General features: G+C 45.7%; 21 protein-coding genes. 20 read left to right on the plus strand and 1 reads right to left on the minus strand.

Annotated elements, in window-relative coordinates; all coding sequences use genetic code 11:
• Positions 1 to 6 precede the first annotated feature (6 nt).
• The 20 genes from MHH49_RS20620 (at position 7) to MHH49_RS20715 (ending at position 20,896) form a co-directional block, all read left to right on the plus strand.
• Positions 7 to 1,356 (plus strand): CCA tRNA nucleotidyltransferase, encoded by a 1,350-nt coding sequence (locus MHH49_RS20620; RefSeq protein WP_341138455.1) that lies wholly within the window; start codon positions 7 to 9, stop codon positions 1,354 to 1,356.
• A complete protein-coding gene (locus MHH49_RS20625; protein ID WP_051490911.1) occupies positions 1,346 to 2,146 on the plus strand; it encodes a biotin--[acetyl-CoA-carboxylase] ligase in 801 nt (266 codons plus the stop codon). The genes MHH49_RS20620 and MHH49_RS20625 overlap by 11 nt, the downstream gene beginning before the upstream one ends.
• Positions 2,147 to 2,483: 337 nt before the next feature.
• Positions 2,484 to 3,350, plus strand: coding sequence for a 3-methyl-2-oxobutanoate hydroxymethyltransferase (gene panB, locus MHH49_RS20630; RefSeq protein WP_036676283.1), 867 nt, complete (start codon positions 2,484 to 2,486; stop codon positions 3,348 to 3,350).
• Complete coding sequence (panC, locus tag MHH49_RS20635) at positions 3,351 to 4,241, plus strand: pantoate--beta-alanine ligase (RefSeq protein WP_038572414.1); 891 nt, start codon at positions 3,351 to 3,353, stop codon at positions 4,239 to 4,241.
• Entirely contained in the window at positions 4,234 to 4,617 is a 384-nt protein-coding gene (panD, locus tag MHH49_RS20640; protein ID WP_036676288.1) for an aspartate 1-decarboxylase, read from the plus strand. Before panC ends, panD begins: the two co-directional genes overlap by 8 nt.
• Before the next feature lie 111 nt (positions 4,618 to 4,728).
• Positions 4,729 to 5,370, plus strand: coding sequence for a tetratricopeptide repeat protein (locus MHH49_RS20645; RefSeq protein WP_076101460.1), 642 nt, complete (start codon positions 4,729 to 4,731; stop codon positions 5,368 to 5,370).
• A 126-nt stretch (positions 5,371 to 5,496) separates the two neighbouring features.
• Positions 5,497 to 8,358, plus strand: a complete 2,862-nt coding sequence (dinG, locus tag MHH49_RS20650; protein ID WP_036676291.1) for an ATP-dependent DNA helicase DinG — start codon at positions 5,497 to 5,499, stop codon at positions 8,356 to 8,358.
• Between the two features lie 130 nt (positions 8,359 to 8,488).
• Entirely contained in the window at positions 8,489 to 9,142 is a 654-nt protein-coding gene (locus tag MHH49_RS20655; protein WP_036676294.1) for a redox-sensing transcriptional repressor Rex, read from the plus strand.
• A complete protein-coding gene (locus MHH49_RS20660) occupies positions 9,129 to 10,430 on the plus strand; it encodes an amidohydrolase (protein WP_076101458.1) in 1,302 nt (433 codons plus the stop codon). The genes MHH49_RS20655 and MHH49_RS20660 overlap by 14 nt, the downstream gene beginning before the upstream one ends.
• Before the next feature lie 172 nt (positions 10,431 to 10,602).
• Positions 10,603 to 11,121, plus strand: coding sequence for a cell wall elongation regulator TseB-like domain-containing protein (locus MHH49_RS20665; protein ID WP_076101457.1), 519 nt, complete (start codon positions 10,603 to 10,605; stop codon positions 11,119 to 11,121).
• A 410-nt stretch (positions 11,122 to 11,531) separates the two neighbouring features.
• Complete coding sequence (locus MHH49_RS20670; protein ID WP_036676301.1) at positions 11,532 to 12,074, plus strand: hypothetical protein; 543 nt, start codon at positions 11,532 to 11,534, stop codon at positions 12,072 to 12,074.
• Positions 12,067 to 13,569, plus strand: a complete 1,503-nt coding sequence (locus MHH49_RS20675) for an AAA family ATPase (RefSeq protein ID WP_036676302.1) — start codon at positions 12,067 to 12,069, stop codon at positions 13,567 to 13,569. Before MHH49_RS20670 ends, MHH49_RS20675 begins: the two co-directional genes overlap by 8 nt.
• Before the next feature lie 133 nt (positions 13,570 to 13,702).
• The gene (locus MHH49_RS20680) at positions 13,703 to 14,575 is read left to right on the plus strand and encodes a 3-hydroxyacyl-CoA dehydrogenase family protein (RefSeq protein ID WP_036676304.1); all 873 of its coding nucleotides are present in this window, start codon (positions 13,703 to 13,705) and stop codon (positions 14,573 to 14,575) included.
• Positions 14,572 to 15,780 carry an acetate/propionate family kinase gene (locus tag MHH49_RS20685; protein WP_036676305.1) on the plus strand — a complete coding sequence of 403 codons (1,209 nt, stop codon included), beginning with the start codon at positions 14,572 to 14,574 and terminating at the stop codon, positions 15,778 to 15,780. Before MHH49_RS20680 ends, MHH49_RS20685 begins: the two co-directional genes overlap by 4 nt.
• A 21-nt stretch (positions 15,781 to 15,801) precedes the next feature.
• The gene (asnS, locus tag MHH49_RS20690) at positions 15,802 to 17,100 is read left to right on the plus strand and encodes an asparagine--tRNA ligase (protein WP_036676308.1); all 1,299 of its coding nucleotides are present in this window, start codon (positions 15,802 to 15,804) and stop codon (positions 17,098 to 17,100) included.
• 31 nt (positions 17,101 to 17,131) lie between these two features.
• Positions 17,132 to 17,884, plus strand: a complete 753-nt coding sequence (locus MHH49_RS20695; RefSeq protein ID WP_038572407.1) for a DnaD domain-containing protein — start codon at positions 17,132 to 17,134, stop codon at positions 17,882 to 17,884.
• A gap of 224 nt (positions 17,885 to 18,108) precedes the next feature.
• Entirely contained in the window at positions 18,109 to 18,564 is a 456-nt protein-coding gene (locus MHH49_RS20700; RefSeq protein WP_256715977.1) for an RNA polymerase sigma factor, read from the plus strand.
• On the plus strand, positions 18,555 to 19,052 hold the full coding sequence (locus MHH49_RS20705; protein ID WP_141240287.1) for a hypothetical protein: 498 nt from the start codon (positions 18,555 to 18,557) through the stop codon (positions 19,050 to 19,052). Before MHH49_RS20700 ends, MHH49_RS20705 begins: the two co-directional genes overlap by 10 nt.
• A 15-nt stretch (positions 19,053 to 19,067) precedes the next feature.
• Positions 19,068 to 20,174, plus strand: coding sequence for a hypothetical protein (locus MHH49_RS20710; protein ID WP_036676314.1), 1,107 nt, complete (start codon positions 19,068 to 19,070; stop codon positions 20,172 to 20,174).
• Positions 20,171 to 20,896 carry a hypothetical protein gene (locus tag MHH49_RS20715; RefSeq protein WP_051490914.1) on the plus strand — a complete coding sequence of 242 codons (726 nt, stop codon included), beginning with the start codon at positions 20,171 to 20,173 and terminating at the stop codon, positions 20,894 to 20,896. The genes MHH49_RS20710 and MHH49_RS20715 overlap by 4 nt, the downstream gene beginning before the upstream one ends.
• Before the next feature lie 52 nt (positions 20,897 to 20,948).
• Here MHH49_RS20715 and proC read toward each other — a convergent pair whose 3' ends face one another.
• Positions 20,949 to 21,818, minus strand: a complete 870-nt coding sequence (proC, locus tag MHH49_RS20720) for a pyrroline-5-carboxylate reductase (protein ID WP_036676316.1) — start codon at positions 21,816 to 21,818, stop codon at positions 20,949 to 20,951.
• Between the last annotated feature and the right edge of the window lie 40 nt (positions 21,819 to 21,858).

Genomic DNA, 21,858 nt, shown 5'->3' on the forward strand with positions numbered 1-21,858 from the left:
TCACATATGGAATGGACAATGGCACCTTCTGCGATGGCAATTGCAGCGGAGATTGTAATTTCCGAGTTAACCCAAAATGGCCACGAGGCTTATTGGGTTGGAGGATGTATTCGCGATGAGCTATTAGGTAGGCCAGTGCATGATATGGATATTACAACCTCAGCACTGCCTGAGGAAGTGATAGCTATCTTTGCGCGCAGTGTGCCAACAGGATTAGCTCATGGTACGGTCACCGTGATACAGGATGGTTGCGGGTTTGAAGTGACGACATACCGGACAGAAAGTGGTTATGTAGACCATCGTCGTCCTGAACATGTTTTTTTCGTGAACGATGTGAAGGAGGATCTTCGTCGTCGTGATTTCACGATCAACGCGATTTGCTGTGGATTAAATGGGGAACTTATTGATCCATTCGCAGGTGAGAAGGATCTACAGCTGCAGGTGATTCGCTGTGTAGGCGATGCGGAGGAGCGGTTTGACGAAGATGCGCTTCGCATGCTTCGCTGCATTCGTTTTGCATCGGTGCTGGATTTCTCCATCGCGAAGAACACGTGGAGGGGCCTGATGCGCCAGCGGGATAAGCTGGCGCATATTGCTGTGGAGCGTGTCCGCGCGGAGCTGGACCGCATCGTCGAGGGGCCGCATCCTCTGCGCGGCCTAGGCATGCTAGCGCGCTGCGAGCTGCTGGCGCGCGGCAAAGCCCCGTTCCCCTGGACCGGAACCGATATGGCGGCTGCTGCCGCCTTAACGGCCGGGATCGGGGAACTGGAGAGCGCCCGCCTGCGGTGGGCGCTTCTCCTCCATGCCCTGAAGCAGTCGGCCCAAGAGGCCGATGTGCTGCTGCGGGCATGGACGTTCTCGGGGACGATGCGGACCGGCATCGTCCAGGTGCTGCGGGTCCGCGAAGCTTGGACCGCTGCGCTAGAGGGCATGCCGCCGGATATGGGCGGCATGGAAGGTCTGCGGCGGCAATGGATCGCCGCTGTGCTGGCCTTCGGCGTGGAAGCCGCCGAAGGGTGGCTCTCGCTGCTGGCGATCCTGCCAGCAGCCGCACCTACTCTTCCCACTGCGGCCTCTTCTGTCTTTTCCGTCGTGGAATCGTCAGAGGCCTCAACCTCACCTGCCGCTGTAAATGTACAAGCGGCAAGAGAATGGATCGCGCAAATGCCGCTAACCAGCCTTTCGGAGCTTGAGATTACAGGCAATGAGCTGCTGGAGTCTTTGGACAAACGTCCGGGGCCATGGCTCGGCAAAATGTTAAATGGACTCCTGCAAGCGGTCGCTTCAGGTGATTTACCTAATGATAAACAATTATTGCTGCTTGAAGCAAAAAGGATGGATGGACATGAGCGATGATAAAGCGCTGTCGCTAACTGAGCTGAAGCGAGAGACCTCCGCTTCGAATTGGATAGGCAACGTTCAGTTGCTGGAATCTGTGGTGTCCACACAAGAAGAAGCTAAGTTTTTAGCGGAAAACGGCGCGCCGGAAGGAACAACCGTCATCGCAGAAGAACAGACGGGTGCCCGAGGCCGAATGGGAAGAAAGTGGTTCTCTCCCCGTGGCAAGGGCATTTGGATGAGTATTGTGTTACGGCCCCAATTACCCTTGTCGGAGACTCCGCAGCTGACATTGCTGGCTGGAGTTGCCGTCTGCAAGGCAATTCGACGGGTGACCGGTGTAGATGCCGGCATCAAATGGCCGAATGATCTGCTCGCAGGCGGTCGTAAGATTTGTGGGATTTTACTCGAATCTTCTCTAAGAGAAGGGGAGCTTCATTATTGCATTGCTGGAATTGGCATTTCCGCGAACATGACAGAGGAAGATTATCCTGATCATCTGCAGGAGGTCGCCACTTCACTTCGGATTGAGCGGGGGGGTGCTCCAGTTGACCGTTCTGAGCTGGTAAGGGCGGTTTTGGACGAACTGGATATGCATTACAATCTGTACATGAAGCAAGGTTTTAAACCTATAAAGGAGCTTTGGGAGTCCATGTCTGTGACTTTGGGGCGCCAGATCGCACTGAACAGCCCTCAGGGGCGTTCTGAAGGTGTGGTAGTGGGTTTGGATGAAATAGGTGGTCTACTGCTTAAAAACAGCTCAGGAGAGATCTCTAACGTATGCTCAGGTGAAATTGAACTTTTATAAGATTTATTTATATGACAGGGGTATCATCCCTTGTCATATTTTTTTCGTGTAATTCCGCGCTCTTTTTGATATACTATGGGTCGGAGGCGGTATCGTTTATCGAACTGTACTCTTGAATTGTAGAACTTTTTATATTTTTTATTACTGAAAGTACCTTCATAACTGCGTTTGACGGTTACGTTGGATTCTGCTCTGAGCCGTAAGGACCGAGACAGAAGGGACGATCGCAAGTGACTCTTTTTTGCCCTTCGGACCTTTTTAGCAAATGATTGCTAAAAGGTTTTTTTGTTGCGATTTTTACGGGCAGGTTACTTAAAAAAGGAGGACGAAAAGAGAAATGGCAAACAAACAAGCACTAAATATTGTAAAAATGAAAAAAATGAAAGCAGAAGGTGTGCCACTGAGCATGCTGACCGCTTATGATTATCCATCTGCAGTTCTTGCAGAAGAAGCAGGTATCGACCTTATTTTGGTTGGTGACTCTCTTGGGAATGTAGTCCTTGGATACAATACAACTTTACCGGTAACGATTGAAGATATGGTGTACCATACCCGCTCGGTAACTCGAGGAGCACAAAGTACATTTATCGTGGCTGATATGCCATTTATGACGTATCACGGGAGTATAGATGAAACCCTGCGGGGTGTGCGCAGATTGATGCAGGAAGGGCGGGCTCATGCCGTCAAAATGGAAGGTGGACTTGAGATTTGTGAGACTGTAGCTACGGTTGTGGCTGCGGGAGTCCCTGTGCTGGGACACATCGGGCTTACTCCTCAATCCGTGAATATGATTGGTGGCTACCGGATTCAAGGCAAAGACGCCAAGGATGCCCAACGCCTGATGGATGAAGCTAAGGCGCTTGAGGCAGCAGGTGCTTTTGCAATCGTTTTGGAGCTGGTAACGGAAGAAGTAGCCCAGGCAATCTCTGAAGCGCTTAGCATCCCAACCATTGGGATTGGTGCAGGCCGTTACTGTGATGGACAGGTATTGGTTTTCCATGATTTGCTGCGTTATGCCTCACCTTATCGTGAGAAACGTTTTGTCAAAACCTATGCGGATGTGGGTAATGTGATCCGTGAGGGCATAAGCCAGTATGTGAAGGAAGTGAAGGAACGTTCCTTCCCAGATGAAGGCCACGTTTTTAATGCAGATGAAACAGTCTTGGAATCTTTATATGGCGCTGCCAGAAAGGAAGGGAAATAAATGAGAGTCGTCAGAAGCATTGAGCAGCTGCGCGAAGCTTTGGAGTATATGAGACAAGGCGGGCACGCCCCGATTGGGTTCGTTCCTACGATGGGATACTTGCATGACGGACATGCCAGTCTGCTTCGCCGGGCTGGAGAAATGAGCAACACAGTGGTAATGAGCATTTTTGTGAATCCTTTGCAATTCGGGCCAAACGAGGATTATGATTCCTATCCGCGTGACGAGCGTCGTGATTTGGAACTCGCTGAACGTGAGGGAGTAGATATTGTATTTATCCCCAGTGTGGAAGAAATGTATCCGCAGCCTACTCGGACTACTGTCTCGGTATCGGAGCTTACTACCCGGCTATGTGGGGCTTCCCGCCCTGGGCATTTTGATGGTGTAACCACAGTGGTTAATAAATTCTTCAATATTGTACAGCCGGATTATGCTTTCTTTGGGCTGAAGGATGCTCAACAAGTTGCTGTCCTTCGCCGAATGGTGTCCGATCTTAATATGAATGTCGAAATTATCCCTTGTCCGATCGTTCGTGAAGGGGATGGACTTGCGCTCAGCTCACGTAACGTATTCTTGTCTCCAGAGGAGCGTAGTCAGGCATTGGTGTTATCTCGTTCCTTACGTGAAGCACGTCAGTCTATTGAAGAAGGAAAAGTAAGAACCGTTGCTGAAGTGCGGGAATTGTTGACATCGGTTATTTCCAGCTCTCCTCTAGCGGTGATTGATTATGCGGAGATCCTAACATTCCCTGATCTTGAAGGATTAGAGGATGAAGCTCTTTTATCAGAAGTGGATGGGGAAATTATTATAGCGCTTGCCGTGAAGTTTGGCAGAACACGCTTGATTGATAATAATGTATTTATTCCAAAGGAGGTTGCTGCACTTGTTTAGACATATGATGAAATCCAAAATTCACCGCGCAACAGTAACGGAAGCGAATTTAAACTATGTGGGCAGTATTACCATTGATGAGAGCTTGATGGAAGCCGCGGACATTCTTGAGAATGAAAAAGTTCAAATTGTGGATAACAATAATGGTTCGCGACTGGAGACCTATGTAATCCCTGGACCGCGTGGAAGCGGAGTGATCTGTCTTAATGGTGCCGCAGCTCGTCTTGTTCAGCCGGGCGATACAGTAATTATCATTTCGTATGCGATGTTGTCCTCGGAAGAACTGGAGTCACATAAGCCAACGGTGGTATTCGTGGATGAGAATAACAAACCAGTGAAGCTGGCTGATCATGAATTGCATGCTACAATCGCTTAATGTATGGACTTACGCCATGTAATGAATGGCAGGGATGAAAGACCCCGATCTCGCAGAAAATGAAGTCAGGCAAGCTGAACTGATTTCATCTTCAGTAAGGGGGGATAGCCCATGTTTCAACATTTGTTTGCTGAAATGAACAAGGTGCTTCAGGAGATCATAACAGATTACCCTACAGCGGAGGGTGCCCGCCGGAACGAGCTTTTATGCAATTATAATATGCTGCATAGACTGAGCGATAAAGTGATGGATGAATGGCTCGCTTTTGCTGAGAAGCTAAGTCACTTTCGCGAAAGTGCGGATTTTACAGCAGTGGTCGAAGAGGAAGTGCCGGAACAGGAAGCACCAGAGCTGTGTATGGATTCCTTTGTAAGAGGTCAGGGATATTATAAGCTGCTGATGTATGGAAAGTGTATTGATCAGTTTAAAGAAGTTATTGCGCAATACCCGGATAGCTTGGCTGCTCGATTATATTTAGCCATCTCTTATCTGCAGGAAGGTGACGGTGAAGCCGCTTGGAGTCATCTGAACCATATGCTGGGCTTGATACGGGAGACCAAGCTGAAAGCCATGGTATATAATGCTTTAGGCTGCATACGAGCCTCACAGGAACGTTTTAATGAAGCGCAGGAATTGTTTGACCTTGCCTTGCAGCATGACCCGGCGCTTCCGGAGCCAAACGTTAACTTAGAGGTATGCCGCCGTCGTGGAGGGAAGCTGCATTTTGGAAATCAGCTGGTTTCCCTTTTGTAAAAGAATAACGGTTTTGGAAATTTCTATTCAAGCGATGCATCCCCTGAACCAGTGGTGTGCATCGCCTTTTTTCGCAACTTCTGTTATGCTGATTAAGAGTCTCAATTGAAAGGGAATAGAATTATAATGAAATTTGCCGTGCTTGATTTTGAAACAACAGGAACCCAATCCGTGGGTGAAATTATCCAGGTTGGCCTTGCAATTATAGAAGAAGACCGGTCCATCTCCCGGGTATATGGTTCCTATGTCAAGCCCGGAACGCCGATTCCTCCTTTTATAACAGGTCTGACGGGGATTACCGATGATGATGTGAAGGATGCGCCTGAGCTGGATGAGATGATGATGGAGCTTGTTCCGCTCTTGGATGATGTTGTGCTTGTAGGGCATAATGTCGCTTTCGACTTCCATTTTTTACAAAATGCTTTAGATCGTTGTGGTTATTTGCCATTTCAAGGGCGGATTTTGGATACGATTGATTTTCTGAAAATTTGCTTTCCTTCGCTCACATCTTATCAGCTAGGCTCTGTCAGTGCTCATTTTGGAGTGACACATGATCGTCCGCATCAGGCAGATAGTGATGCACTTGCGACTGCTTTAGTGCTGTTGAAATGTCTGGAGGAGCTCTACGAGCTGCCGCTGCTTACGATCCAGAGACTCTGTGAGCTGTTTACCGAAGAGGATAGTGATCTGGGCTGGTACTTTGATGGTCTGCTGCGAGAGCGGGAAGCGGAGACGCTACAGCCCGAAGGTGATCTGACTTTCTATCGTCAATTAGCGCTTGCAGTAGGAGACTGGACGGAGTTAGCGCCACCTAGAGATGAGCATGCTGAGAATCCGCTAGCGAATTTATCTTTTACTGATTATATGGACGAAGTAACCAAACGACTTAAAGACACATTACCGCAGTATGAAAGCCGGGAAGCTCAGGATATTATGATCAATGAGGTGATGACGGCACTTGCCGAAGACAAACACCTACTGATCGAAGCGGGCACAGGAACCGGTAAATCGCTCGGTTATTTGTTGCCTGCCATTTATCAAAGCGTTCGCACCAATGAAAAAGTCATGGTCAGCACTCATACCATTAATCTGCAGGACCAATTGCGCGAGCGGGATATCCCTTTGTTAACGCAGGTAGTTCCTTTTCCGTTTAAAGCTGCTATTTTTAAGGGAAGAGGACATTATTTGTGTCTGCGTAAGTTTGAGCATAAAATTAATAAAAAGGACTTTATAAGCCCAAGGGAAGATGCGCTTACTGCAGCTCAGATGATCGTATGGCTCACTCAAAGTGAATCAGGGGATGATGAAGAGCTGAATTTAAGCGGCCGGGGCGGTGATTTCTGGGAGACGGTGGCAAGCGATACCGATTCCTGTCTGGGCCGTTCCTGTCCTTGGTTCCGCAAATGCTATTATCATAGGGCCAAGCATGAAGCTGGGATTGCTGACGTGGTCATTACGAACCACTCCAAGCTATTCGCAGATGTTAAAGCTGGGCACCAGCTGCTTCCAGCTTACGAGCATCTTGTAATTGATGAAGCACATCATTTAGAAGATGTGGCTGGTAAACATCTTGGCATGCATATGAAGCATTTCACTGTGGCACACACGTTATCGCGACTGTATAAAGATAGCCGAAACGGACAGCTTCCTGCTCTGCGCCAGATCTTACAGTCGTCAGGCAGTGAAGAGGCTTCAGAATGGAGCGGAGTCATCGATCGGATCTACCCGGATCTGCTTACTGTCAAAGAAACCTGGGATGCACTCAGCGACAAGCTGTTCAGCCTTTTGCCGGAACGCAGTGATGCGGCAGCAGGGGAAGCGGGACAACTGGTTATGCGTTTGCTTCCCGCCCGTAAGCCGAAGGATTGGGATGAATTAGTTGCGCTTGAGAACACTATGAATCTGACGTTAAGCGACATCATCCGTAAGGGTGATAAAATGCTTAATGAGATGCGTGACCAGGAAAGCCAATCCTCAGCAGACAGTCTTGTTACTGATATTAGCGGTTTATTTAAGGATTTGGCTTCCATACGTGAGCAAGTAAGATTCTTTATGGGGCTGAATGACGATAATGTAGTATATTGGCTGGAGGCAAATGGAAATTACCGCAGCAAATCACTGCAGATGTATGCCGTCCCTGTGGATGTTAGCAGCCAGCTTAAAGAGTTGTTCTTCGATAAGAAAAAAAGCATCGTGCTTACCTCGGCGACGCTGTCTGTAGATAAATCTTTTCAGTTTATGATTGATAATCTCGGACTTAACGAAGCTGCGGAAGAGGGACGTCTAATGACCTCACTCCTTCCATCTCCCTTTAAGTATCGCGAGCAGGCGCTGCTAGTTATACCGCGTGATTTTCCTAGTGTGAAGGGCAGTGTGGGCGATGCTCGATTTGTCGATACACTCGTACAGTCGTTAGCAGAAGCTGCCAAAACAACACGTGGGCGGATGCTGGTTCTGTTTACTTCTTATAAAATGCTGCGTCAGGTATATGATCCGCTTAAAGAGGCTTTGGCCTCACAAGAGATTACGGTGCTTGGTCAAGGCGTGGAAGGTGGCAGCCGGAGCAAGCTGATCCGCCGCTTTCAGGACAGTGCAGCATCCGTTCTGCTGGGGACGAGCAGCTTCTGGGAAGGTGTAGATATTCCAGGTGAAGCACTGACTTGCCTGGCCATCGTGAGACTTCCGTTTCAACCACCGAATCACCCGTTGGCGGAAGCGAAGTCGGAGTTATTGCAGGCCCAGAAGAAGAATCCGTTCATGAAATTATCTGTTCCTCAAGCGGTTATTCGTTTTAAGCAGGGATTCGGAAGACTGGTTCGCACGGCGCAGGATCGCGGAATAGTTATTGTTTATGATACAAGGGTTATTGAATCTCATTACGGGAAGTATTTCCTTTATTCATTGCCTGGTCCCAAAATGGAGCATATGCTGACTGATCAAATGGTCCCCCGCATAGCGGAATGGCTAGAGGATGGCGGCGCTTCTTAAAATGCTCGTCTTCAGTTTAGCTCCTCCTTATCCTTAAGGGCGGTAAGTTACAGTACCGCCCTTAATAAGGAGAGGTATACGTTTGAATATGGATTTTCACAAGAACATTACTATTTTTAGGAGGAAAAATATGAAATCGGATAAAATATCAGAAGCCGTTGTTCGCAGACTACCTGTGTATTTGCGTTTTTTGAATGATCTCCAGAATCGCGAAATATTAACAGTTTCCTCTCAGGAACTTGGACAAAAGCTTGATCTTAATCCCGCACAGATTCGTAAGGATTTAGCGTATTTTGGTGACTTCGGCAGAAAAGGTATCGGCTATGATGTAACGTATCTTATTGAGAAAATCCGTCATATTCTGAAGCTGGATCAACAGCTTAATGTAGCTTTAGTAGGGGCAGGTAATCTCGGACATGCCTTGTCTAATTACAATGCATATCTTAAAGATACAATGAAAATCACGGCTATATTTGATTCGTACGCTCCTAAGGTTGGACGTAAGATCAACTCCCTTACTGTGCAACCAATGGATGAACTAGGCAGCACGATTCGTGAGCAAGGTATTCGCATTGCCATTATTACCGTACCTGATTCAGAAGCTCAAAATGTAGCAGATATTCTCATTTCTTCTGGGATTGAAGCGATTTTGAACTTTGCCCCTGTGATTCTGAAGACACCACCGAATATCCGGGTGCATGCAGCTGATTTTACAACTGATCTGCAAAGTCTTGCTTATTACTTGCGGGATGGAAAGGAAGAAAGCGAACATGAACAGCAATAAAACGATAATTAAGGGCGGGTATTTTCTGACTCCGGGAACGGATGAGCCGGTTCTGAGTGGATATATGACTATTGAAGATGATTTAATCACTTACATAGGAAAAGAAGAGCCTCAGATGGAAGCTGGAGTGCAAGTGGTTGATGGCAGTCGTCTGCTGTTCATGCCTGGACTTGTAAACACACATGGTCATGCGGCGATGTCTTTGCTGCGTGGATATGGAGATGATTTAGCGCTACAAGTGTGGCTTCAGGAGAAAATGTGGCCGATGGAGGAAAAGTTCACCGGTGATGATGTATACTGGGGAACCTCCTTATCTGTATTGGAAATGCTGAAGGGTGGAACTACGACCTTCCTCGATATGTATGATCATATGGACCGAGTAGCTGAGGTAGCTGAGTTATCAGGTATCCGTTCCGTATTGATGCGTGGTGTGATCGGGTTATGTCCAGAGGATGTACAGAATCACAAGCTTGCGGAAGCGATTTCTTTTGCCCGTAACTGGCATGGAAAGGCGGACGGTAGAATTACTACTATGATCTCGCCGCACGCCCCTTATACTTGCCCTCCGGACTTCCTGGTTAAGTTCGTGCAGGCAGCGCATGATCTGGATTTACCGATGCATACGCATATGTCCGAAACGAAACGTGAAGTGGAACAAAATGTGGCGGATTACGGGTTGCGTCCTGTAGCTCACTTAGAGAAGCTTGGAATGTTCACACGTCCCTCGATAGTTGCACATGGTGTTCATTTAAATGATGAAGAGATTGAGATCTTGGCTCGCCATAATGTGGGTGTCTCTCATAATCCGGGCAGTAATTTGAAGCTGGCTAGCGGAGTGGCTCGGGTTACTGATCTTCTAAAAGCTGGTGTGAAGGTGTCTCTTGGCACGGATGGCGCGGCCAGCAACAATAACTTGGATATGTTTGAAGAGATGCGGCTTGCAGCTCTCATTCATAAGGGTGTCAGCGGTGATCCAACGGCTGTTCCAGCTCCAGAAGCTCTACGTATGGCTACAGAATATGGCGCCCAGTCCATCTTTTTAAATAATGTAGGTAGACTTGCTGTTGGGATGAAAGCTGATTTCATTGCAATTGATATAGATCAGCCGCATTTGCTGCCACACACAGATCTGTTGTCTCATGCAGTTTACTCTGCTAGCGCTAAGGATGTTGAGCATGTGTGGGTGAATGGTAAACAGGTCATCAAGCATGGGCAATGCTTAACCCTGGATGAGGAAGCTATCCGGCGTAAAGCGCAAGAAGCCTTCGAAGGTTTATTGAAGCGTTAAGTCTGGATAATAACGAATAAATAATAGGCTGCGACTTTTTGCTTTTAGCAAAAGTTGCGGCCTTTTGTACATTTTAAAGGCTGGGAAAGCTAGAAAATTATGAAATTTTGGATAAACACGCGGGTGTGTTATATAATCAAAAAAGATATATTACTAGAAAGGGAGCTGTACCTTGAAGAAAAGGAAAAAATGGATCCTCCTGGGGTCAGTTCTGATTCTGCTCCTGGGGTTTGGACTTATCCAGTTCTATGCCTATATTATGAAAGATCAATGGAACGAGCAGGATATCGCCAAGGATGTTGCCAAAACCAGAGCGGGTCTAACAGAGGTAACCAAAGCACAAAAATCGGTTTGGGATGAAAATGCAGTGTACTGGGTTTTAACAGGAAAAAATGAAGCCGGGACTGCTCTTATGGTCTGGGTCCGCTTTACGGTAGATGGAAAATTTGCTGAAGGCGACGACGCAGTGTTTGCTGAGGAACTAAGTAAAGGAACCTCAGAAGCCCAAATACGCGGCATTATCAAAGCTGATCTTCCGGACATAACGATTGAACGCTTGCTGCCGGGAGTATATAACGGAGAGTATGCTTGGCAGCTTTTTTATAAACAGAGCGGTCGGTATTATTATCAATTTTATCGGTTTTCGGATGGGTCCCGAATGGGTGAAGGTTACAGTTTACCTAAAAGTTAAGCCGAACATAAGGAAATTAAGGGTGGCAATGTAAACAAGCGAACTTATTATAAGTTCGCTTGTTTACATTTATTTGATGTACAAAAGTGATATACTAAGTGATATACTGAATGGGTGGTTATCACCGAATATTCTCTTAAATTCACATACAAAAATAGGCCGATTGATTAAAAATCAAGGCCGATTTTGTCGAAAACGAGGAATATATTTGGTATTGATGGAAATATTTAAAAAATTAAATTTTAAATATATTCACATTTATTTTGAAATTAGTATATACACCTGTGATATACTACTACTTGTAATTAGAACAGCAATAAGAGACTTCAGTCTCTCTGATGAGCTCTCAAGTAGCTATAAATTATTATACTGAGCTTTATATTTTGTCATCTTTGAGAGGAGGACGTTTCTTGAAATTACGTCTTGTACCTGTGCTGATAACGTCTCTACTGTCGGCTACTCTATTGTTTGGTGGCTTCTTTTTGTATCGTCAGTTTGCAATGCAGGAACCACTTCAGAAGATTGTATCTCAATATGAGGGCGTCAATGATTCTCATATCAGTATTAACCGCAATGAGGTCACTTTGAAACTTGATCTCCAGCCAGGCACGAAATTACGTGAACTGGTTCAGTACGTCTCTAAAGAAGGAAAATCGATGATTGATGGACGTACACTGAAACTTGATGTAGAACAGAACTCCAGTGAACTGCTGGATGAATACTGGGATAAAGCGATGTTCTCTGTAGCTGAAGCCATGGAGAGCCGTAAATATACACTTATACCCACAGAACTTGATGGACTCAAAGCGCAATATCCGCAATATAAAAATGTGATAGCCTCAACAGAAATTGACGACAATAATGTCTATGTAAGCTTGAGTAATGGAAAAGAAAGCAAATTTATTATTTTGCCGCGCAAACCTGCGACATTGGGGGTATGGAATAATGCCTAAATACCTTAAAGAAATTCTAATCGGATTTGTTCCTGTCTTGTTTATTTTTATGGCTTTTCTAGGCATTAATATATTCCCGATCGTTATTGCTGCTGGGATGCTCACGGCTTTACTTATCATTGCTCATTTAAGAGGCGGACTTGCGGTAAATGCAGGTGCCGGGAAGAAACGCAAGAAGGATGGACCTTCAAAGCTTACTTTTGAAGAAATTGGCGGGCAAGACAATGCAAAGCAGGAGCTTCGTGAAGCGTTGGATTTTTTGATCCGGCATGAGGAAATCAGCAAATTCGGGATTCGGCCTTTGAAAGGGATTCTGCTTACAGGCCCTCCAGGAACAGGTAAGACCCTTATGGCTAGAGCAGCAGCACATTATACGAACTCTGTATTTGTGGCAGCATCAGGCAGTGAGTTTGTAGAAATGTACGTAGGTGTCGGTGCCGGCCGTATCCGCGATTTGTTTAAGGATGCCCGTACCCGCGCCCTTAAGGAAAACAAGCAAAGCGCTATTATTTTCATAGATGAAATTGACGTAATTGGCGGTAAGCGTGAAGGCGGACAGCAGCGAGAATATGATCAGACCTTGAATCAGCTGTTGACTGAGATGGACGGGATCTATAACAACGAAACGCCGCGCATTCTGCTGGTAGCAGCCACTAACCGTAAAGAAATGCTTGATTCAGCATTGCTGCGTCCTGGCCGGTTTGACCGTCATATTCAAGTGGACATGCCTGATAAAAAAGGCCGCAAATCGATTCTCGAATTGCATGCCAAAAATAAGCCGCTTCATGCAAATGTGAACCTCGACAAAATTTCCGAAGAAGCCTATGGTTTTTCCGGTGCTCAGCTCGAAAGTGTTATGAATGAGGCAGCAATTTATATGATGCGTGAGGAATTAACAGAGGTTGAGCAGCGGCATCTGTCGATGGCGATTGACAAGGTTATGATGGGGGAAAAAACGGACAGAGAAACTAACCACGAAGAGAAAAAACGGGTGGCAATCCACGAATTGGGACATGCCATTATGGCAGAGCTGCTTCGTCCGGGAAGTGTTAGTCAGGTTACGCTGACTCCGCGGGGGCAAGCCCTTGGTTATGTACGTCACAATCCTCAGCAAGAGCAGTATTTGTACACCAAAGATTATCTCGAAGATCAGATTATGATCGCACTTGGTGGAGCGGCTGCAGAAGAAATGTATTATGGCGGACGAAGCACAGGTTCGCGTGGCGATTTTGATCAGGCCCTGAATATTGTCGAAACCATGATGAAATCCGGATTGACTTCGTTGGGTATCGCCAAGCTGGAAATGGTTACCACTGAAGAACTTATGAAGGAAAACAGTAAAATTTTGGATGAACTGATGGTTCGTACTCACGACCACCTTGAAAAGCAACGAAATGTATTTGATTACTCCCTTGACATTTTAATGAAGGAAGAAGTGCTCTCTGGAGAGCAATTTCGATGTCAATTTCGTGACAGCGTGCGTTTACCAGCATAAATATTTATGCTGGTTATTTTTTTTTACTTTTCAGGCATGCTAAGATATCATTATATGTCGGGCTTTATAAATTTTTGCGACAGACAAGGTACAATACAAAAGTATAGATACCTGAAAGGATGGAGACTTTTTTATGAATTTCAAGAAAATTGGTGTCATCGGCGGTGGCACAATGGGACAAGGGATTGCCGAAATGCTGGCAGCCAAGGGCCTGGATGTATTGCTGGTGGAGAAAACCCCTGAGAAACTGGACTACTCCTACGAAATGATCGAGACAAGTCTAGATAAGCAACTGGAGAAATGGGCGATCACTCAAGCTGAGAAGAAGCTGATTCTTAGCCGCATTCAAAAAGTGACACATTTCGCAGAGCTGAGCTCTTGTGACATGGTTATCGAAACAATCGTTGAGGATTTAGAAGAAAAGAAAAAAATATTAAATCAACTGGATCAAGTATGTCCAAACCACATTATTCTTGCCAGCAATACGTCAACACTTAGCTTGACTGAACTTGCAAGTTCTACAATGTATCCGGAACGCGTGATCGGAATGCATTTCATATACCCTGTAGCTAAAGTGGATCTTGTTGAAATTGTACGCGGTCTGAAAACTTCAGATGCTACTTTTGAAGATACAAAATCCTTTGTTGATGAAATTGTTGAGAAAAAAGGTGTAATGATTTATGAATCCCCAGGATTTGTAACATCACGCCTCATTTGCTTGTTTATCAATGAAGCTATGCACGTGCTGCAAGAAGGCGTTGCCTCCGCACAGGATATTGACGATGCTATGCGTATTGGTTATCAATTCCAATATGGACCGCTTGAAATGGCTGACAGATTCGGTCTGGATTCGGTTCTTGCTGCACTTGAAAATATGTTCCGTGAATATGGTGAGCTGAAATATCGTCCTTCCACGATCCTTAAGAAGATGGTGCGTGCAGGACAATTGGGTATGAAATCAGGCGAAGGCTTCTTCCAGTACGACAAGGATGGTGACCGTATATGAATATTCTAGTAATTAACTCCGGTAGTTCTTCTTTAAAATATCAATTGTACAATATGGCTGATGAATCCGTTTTGGCTAAAGGTTTGGTGGAACGTATCGGGATGGATTCCTCCATTCTGAACCATAAACCTACTGGTAAAGCTGAAGTAACAGAAGTAAGTGAAATTTTGGAGCATAACACAGCGATTCGTAAAGTTCTAGCTTGCCTAACGGATAAAGAGCATGGCGTTATTGAATCCATTAAAGAAATCAATGCTGTGGGTCACCGTGTAGTACATGGTGGTGAATTCTTCAAAGCTTCCGCACTTGTGGACGCTGATGCCAAGACTAAAATTCGTCAATTGTTTGACCTTGCACCACTGCATAACCCAGCAGCAATGATGGGGATTACGGCTTCTGAAGTAAATATGCCGGGTGTACCGCAGGTTGTTGTATTCGATACTGCATTCCACCAAACAATGCCTGAAAAAGCTTATATGTACGCGATTCCTAGAGTACTGTACAATAAATATAAAGTTCGTCGGTATGGCGCACACGGTACATCACACGACTTCGTAAGCAAAGCTGCTGCGGAGTACTTGGAGCGTCCGTTGGAAGATCTGAAGATCATTACTTGTCATATCGGTAACGGAGGTAGTGTAACTGCAGTTCAAGATGGAGTGTCTGTGGATACTTCCATGGGTATGACTCCTCTGGAAGGTTTGATGATGGGTACTCGCAGTGGTGATCTTGATCCAGCAATTGTTCCTTACGTGATGAACAAGGAAGAATTGTCCGTAGGAGAAGTTAACTCCATGTTGAACAAACATAGTGGACTCCTAGCAATTTCGGGCGTAAGCAGTGATATGCGTGATATTATTGAGGGTATGGAAAAAGGTGAGCCTAATTCCACGCTAGCTTTTGAAATGTATGAGTACCGCTTGCGCAAGTATATCGGTTCTTATGCGGCTGCTATGAACGGTGTAGATGCTATCGTATTCACTGCTGGTGTTGGTGAAAATGCTTCATTGCTACGTGAGAAACTGCTAAATAACCTTACGTTCCTGGGTATTGAGTTGGATGTTGAAGCTAACAAAGTTCGCTCCGGCGACCCGCGTCGTATCTCTACGGTAGATTCCAAAGTGCAGGTGCTTGTAGTTCCGACTAACGAAGAACTTGTCATCGCACGTGATACAAACCGTATTGTGCAAGGAATTAACGGCTAAATTAGAGGAGAGATTGAAGGCATGGCTAACAAGAGTGTAATCAAGAACGTGAATGAACATGTTGGAGAAAGTGTTGTTATCGGTTGTTGGGTAAACAACAAGCGCTCCAGTGGTAAAATTCAGTTCCTGCAGCTTCGCGATGGTACAGGTTATATTCAGGGAGTTGTAGTGAAATCAGAAGTGCCTGAAGAGGTATGGGACGCAGCTAAGAGCCTCACGCAGGAAAGCTCATTGTATGTGACTGGTATTATTCGTGAGGAGCCTCGCAGTCAATCCGGTTTTGAAATGACTGTTACCGGAATTGAAGTTCTGCACCTTACAGAGAATTATCCAATTACTCCGAAAGAGCATGGCGTTGATTTCTTGATGGATCACCGTCACCTCTGGCTCCGTGCCTCGAAGCAGCGGGCTGTTCTGGTTATTCGTGCGGAGATTATCCGGGCAATCCAACAGTTCTTCAACGAGAGCGGATTTACAAAGGTGGATCCTCCGATTCTGACGCCAACGTCAGCAGAGGGAACTACTAACTTGTTCCACACGAAATACTTCGATGAGGATGCTTACCTGACCCAAAGCGGACAGTTATACATGGAAGCTGCAGCTATGGCACTGGGCCGTGTATATTCCTTTGGACCAACCTTCCGTGCGGAGAAATCTAAGACTCGTCGCCACTTGATCGAGTTCTGGATGATCGAGCCGGAAATGGCCTTCACAGATCATGAAGAAAGCTTGAAGGTTCAGGAAGAGTTTATTAGCTTCGTAGTGCAATCCGTATTGAAGAATTGCCGTGCGGAGTTGGAAGCGGTAGGCCGCGATATTTCCAAGCTGGAGAATATCAAAGCACCATTCCCACGCATTACTTATGACGATGCGATCAAGTTCTTGAATGATAAAGGCTTTGAAGATATTGCTTGGGGTGATGATTTCGGTGCACCTCATGAAACAGCAATCGCTGAAGCATACGATAAACCTGTATTTATTACTCATTATCCTGCTTCATTCAAAGCGTTCTACATGAAGCCGGATCCAAATCGTCCTGAAGTCGTACTGTGTGCTGATATGATCGCTCCTGAAGGTTATGGAGAGATTATTGGGGGTTCACAGCGGATCGATGATCCTGCGCTGCTTGAAGAGCGTTATAAAGAGCACAATCTTTCGATGGATTCTTATAAATGGTACATGGATCTGCGTACTTACGGATCTGTACCTCACTCCGGTTTTGGACTTGGGCTTGAGCGTACTGTAGCTTGGATCTGTGGTCTTGACCATGTACGTGAGACTATTCCATTCCCACGTACACTGTACCGCCTCTACCCATAAGTTCTTAGGATTTGAACAAAGGGGGAAGCACATGGACGGCAAGACATGGAGTACCTGGAGCGAAGGCGTCTCCTTCGGTCTGGAGAACGGAATGGCCGTCATACCTTACGCTTTACTGAAGTATTACCGGAAGCTGAATTTAAGCGGAAGTGAAGCCATGCTGCTGATTCATCTGCTCTCCTTCAGGCAAGTAGAAGGGATTGAGTTCCCTTCTCTGGAGGAGCTTCAGGTTGTAACTGGTCGTAGCATTTCCGTTCTCGCCGGAGAATTGCAGAAGCTCATGAAGGAAGGTTTCATTAGCATCGATGGAGACAACGATGAGCTAAGAGATATCCATTATGAACGCTACAATTTCTCAGGGCTATATGGAAAGCTAGGTGCTTATCTTGCGACAGCTGTACAAGAAAATGAGCAAGATAAGGACAAGGGAGCATATGGAACATCAGCTCCCCGGGCTGCTGCGTCAGGTGGAGGATTCGGAACTCCCCCCACATCTCCTTCTTCACTTGGAGATAAAGAGGAGAGCCGGAATCTATTCAGTATTTTCGAGAAGGAATTCGGGCGCCCGCTGTCTCCAATGGAATGTGAGACGATTTCCAGCTGGGTGGATCAAGACCGATATCCTGAGGAGCTGATTCTGTTAGCACTCAAGGAATCCGTATTTGCGGGGAAGGTTCATTTTCGTTATATCGACCGGATATTGCTGGAATGGGCCCGTAACCGGGTCAAGAACGCTCAGGATGTTAAGACGTATACACAAAAATTCCGCAATGGTGGAAGATAGATCGTTTAGGAGAGAACCGTATTGCTTTAGCTATTGCTAGAGTCTGTACGGTTCTTTTTTTATTTTTTTAGATAAGTGCAGGGGTAGGCGAAGAACTCAGCGTCTATTGCTGTGGGAAGGAGGGGAGAGTCATTGAGGAAGAGCTATTAATCAAGCGGATTTGCCAAGGAGACGAAGATGCGTTTCGCCAGTTTGTAAATACATACAGTCAGCATATATACAAAATCACCTATTCTGTATTACGTGAAGTTAAAGCGGCTGAAGACGCTGCTCAGGAAGCTTTTCTCCAGATGTATAAATCTCTCCCTGACTACCGTTATCAAGGCTTAAAATCATGGATTACGCGGATCGCCTTAAATAAGGCTATTGATGCCAAACGTAAACGTGATCGGCTACGAGAGTTACCTGTTGACTATGAGCTTGTGCTGAGCCAGACACCTTCTAATGAGGAGGATGTACTAGCCACTGTTGTCCGTCGTGACCGGATGAATCGTCTGTCGGGTGAGATCAACAATTTACCGGAGGGTCATCGGGAAATTATGGTGGCTTATTATCTGGAAAATAAAAAATATGAGCAAATTGCTGCTGAAAATGAAATTACTCTGAAGACGGTGGAGTCCAGACTATATAGGGCGAGACAATGGATGCGAAAACATTGGAAGGAGGACGAATGGCTATGATGAAGAGTGGAGAAAACCTAATTCGCCGCGAGCAGGCAAAAGCTTATCTTGAAGGGCAAGAAGATAGTATAGAGCGAGAAGAATGGGAACTAATGCTGCTCAAGGATGAAGACACATTTGTTTCATACATGGAGATGCTGGATGAGCTAAAGGAGGATCTGCCTTCATTGGAGAATTCGTCTGCTTTTACAGAGAGAGTTATGGGAGATTGGGTTGCTACGGTGAGATCTTCAGTAGTCATAGAAGAAGTAGCGGGGAAAGAAGAAGGATCACGGCGTTATCGCTGGTATGAAAAAACAATCTTTCATTATGCCGTTGCTGCTTCGTTAACGCTGTTGATTATGTCTTCCGGGATGTTTGATAAGTTACTCACGGGTGAAATGGAGCTTATTGTCCCTAAGAAAGATAATTCGCCATCTTATAGCGAACAATTCATGCAAGCCACCAGCGGATGGTTGAGCCGGATTATGGACGGAAGACAGAAATGAGAGGAGAAATGAACAATGCAACAGCAGCGTAATAAAATTAAGGGTCTTTTTCTTAATATGATTCCTGGAGCAGGTCATTATTATATGGGAAGACGCCCACAAGGGATTGTTTATTTTTTGCTAAGCTTTGGTGTGTTATTTATGTCATTCTTAATCGCTATGGCTGAAGGGGATGAGGGAATTCTGGCATTGGGAGTGATCGGATTCTTACTTCTATGGATCCTTTCGATGATTCATCTGGTAATTAAATTACTGCAAATGCCCACTCCAATTGTAGCGCCTGATGGATCAATGCTGGATTTTAGTTCTACTATGCCCGTAAAGACGGAGGATAATGAACGTGTGCATGTCATCTTATTGTCTTTCATTCCTGGATTGGGTCATTTTCATATGGGGCTGATGCAGCGTGGACTATCCTTTCTGATTTCTTTTTTCGGATTCATGACCGTTATGTTGTTCTTGGCCGGAATTACTTCGAGTGATGCATTTTTGCTGCTGTTTGGAGTATTGCCAGTAATTTGGCTGTATTGCATGTTTGATGCAGTTCAGTTGATCCATCGTAAACAAGCAGGAGAAATGCTTGTTGACCGCACATTATTCGAAGAGATGGAGGCTGGACGTGAGGAAGGACGACGCAGCAAAGTATTAGCGACATTACTATCCGCATTTCCTGGTGCTGGACAGATGTATCTGGGACTGCAAAAAAGAGGGCTCCAGCTCATGCTTCTTTTCTTAGGAAGTATCTATGTCATGGATCTTTTGCGGTTAACATTGCTGTTTTTCCTCATCCCGGTCATTTGGTTCTATAGCTTATTCGATGGCTTACAGTTAGTTAGCCGATATGGACGTGAACCTTTGCAGGATAAGCCGGTTATCGAAGGTTTCTTAAATCATCAAGGTTGGCTCGGTGCAGTCCTGATGTGTCTCGGATTATACTTTATTGTTGTGAATGTCGCAGTTCCTGCCATCGATATCAGATTTCCAGAATGGCGGCTGGAATATCGCGTAAATGAATATTTTAAGACCATTGTCGTCTCCGTGTTATTGATTGGTGGTGGGGTGAAGCTGATGACTGGAAGTAAGAATAATAAGAGTAGAAAAGGGGCGGGGGGTCAATCTTGAATAATCCAGTAGAAGTAGAGCCGGGAGTCATGGTAACTAGCGAGTTTCCAGTGAACGAAGGGAAATCTAGAAGTTGGCGTGTAGGTACGTTGTCGATGGGACTGAGCCTTTTATTTCTCGGGGCATTAATAATGGTCTCGCAGTGGAAAGGAGCGGATGTGTTCGAGACAACACTTGCTTGGTGGCCGCTCATTTTTATCTTACTTGGTTTAGAAATTGTAATTTACACCTTATGGTTCCGTGGTAAAGGGAAAATGTACTATGATGTGCTAAGTGTTCTGTTCGTCGGATTTCTGGCAGTGTGCTGTTTAGTATTCGCAGGAGTCAGCTCTTTAGGATTAACACAAGAACTTAGACATGTGATCTCATCTACGGAGGAGAATTATTCCTTGCCGGAATGGAAGGGGAATGTTCCACAGGGTGTAGGCACACTTATAATCCAGGCTGCTGAACCTTATGGAATTATGGTTGATCGAACGGCTGGGAACGAGTTGAATGTATTTGGGAGTTATTCCACGGCAGAAGGGCAACTCAAGCAAGAGCAAGAGAAGCGGCTGTTGCAAACTAAACAAGTCGGAGACACATTTTACGTCATTTTAGGAGACATACCTAGACATCTAGTATTCGATAACTCCAGGAATGCATTGAACGTGACCATTGCGGCTCCTGTAAATCTAAAGGTAATCGTAAGAGATAATTATGGAAATGTTGTAACAAGATAAAAAAAAGATCGCTTCCCACCCGATGAGGGGATGGGCTGCGATCTTTTTTTGGTTAAGAACGAAGCTCTTTCTCTAGGGCAGCACCCATTTCACGTGAGCGCTCGGCACATCGGTTAACTGCAGCAATCACAGTTTCAAAGAATTCCCCTCGTTCAAGCACTTCTATAGCTGCTTGTGTTGAACCGTTAGGGGAAGTAACCTTCTTACGGAGTGCTGCGGGTTCTTCTCCCGTCTGTTGTACCATTCGGGCAGCACCCAGCACTGTTTGAACAGTTAATTCGGTGCTTTGATCAAGTGGCAGCCCACCACGGATACCAGCGGCGATCATGGCTTCCATCATGTAATAGATATACGCAGGCCCGCTGCCTGAAATTCCGGTCAAGGTTTCCATACGTTCCTCATCAATGACTGTTGTAAGCCCGACAGCCTCAAAGATATTAAGAGCAAGGCGACGGCCTCTTTCGTCTACTTCTTTGGAGAAGGCTAGACCAGTGGCACCCAGACCGATGGAACTGGAAGTGTTAGGCATTGTGCGAACAATAGGCTGGGCTTTGCCAAGTAGACCTTGCATGGTGCGAATAGATAGACCTGCAATGACAGAAACTACGATCTGATCCGGAGAAAGAATTGGACCTAGTCCGCGTAAGGATTCTGCGGCATCTTTAGGTTTCATTGCCAGTACTATTACTGGTGCGTTCCGTAAGTATTCTATTTTTTGTTCGGGATCATTTGTGCCTATTACACCATAACGGCTTTTTAGTTCTGCCAGACGTTCACTGCTGCTGCGATTGAGCATGATGACATTATCGGACTTCACGATATTGCGGCTAATCATCCCGCGAACGATGGCTTCTGCCATGGAGCCTGCGCCATAAAAAACAATATTATGATTCATGAGTGGAACTGAAGGTTGCTGACACATGGCTAAAATCCTCCTAAAAGTTGTGTGATAGAATACTTAA

Origin of the sequence: Paenibacillus sp. FSL F4-0122 (assembly GCF_038002845.1) — a bacterium.
GTDB classification, from domain to species: domain Bacteria; phylum Bacillota; class Bacilli; order Paenibacillales; family Paenibacillaceae; genus Paenibacillus_AQ; species Paenibacillus_AQ odorifer.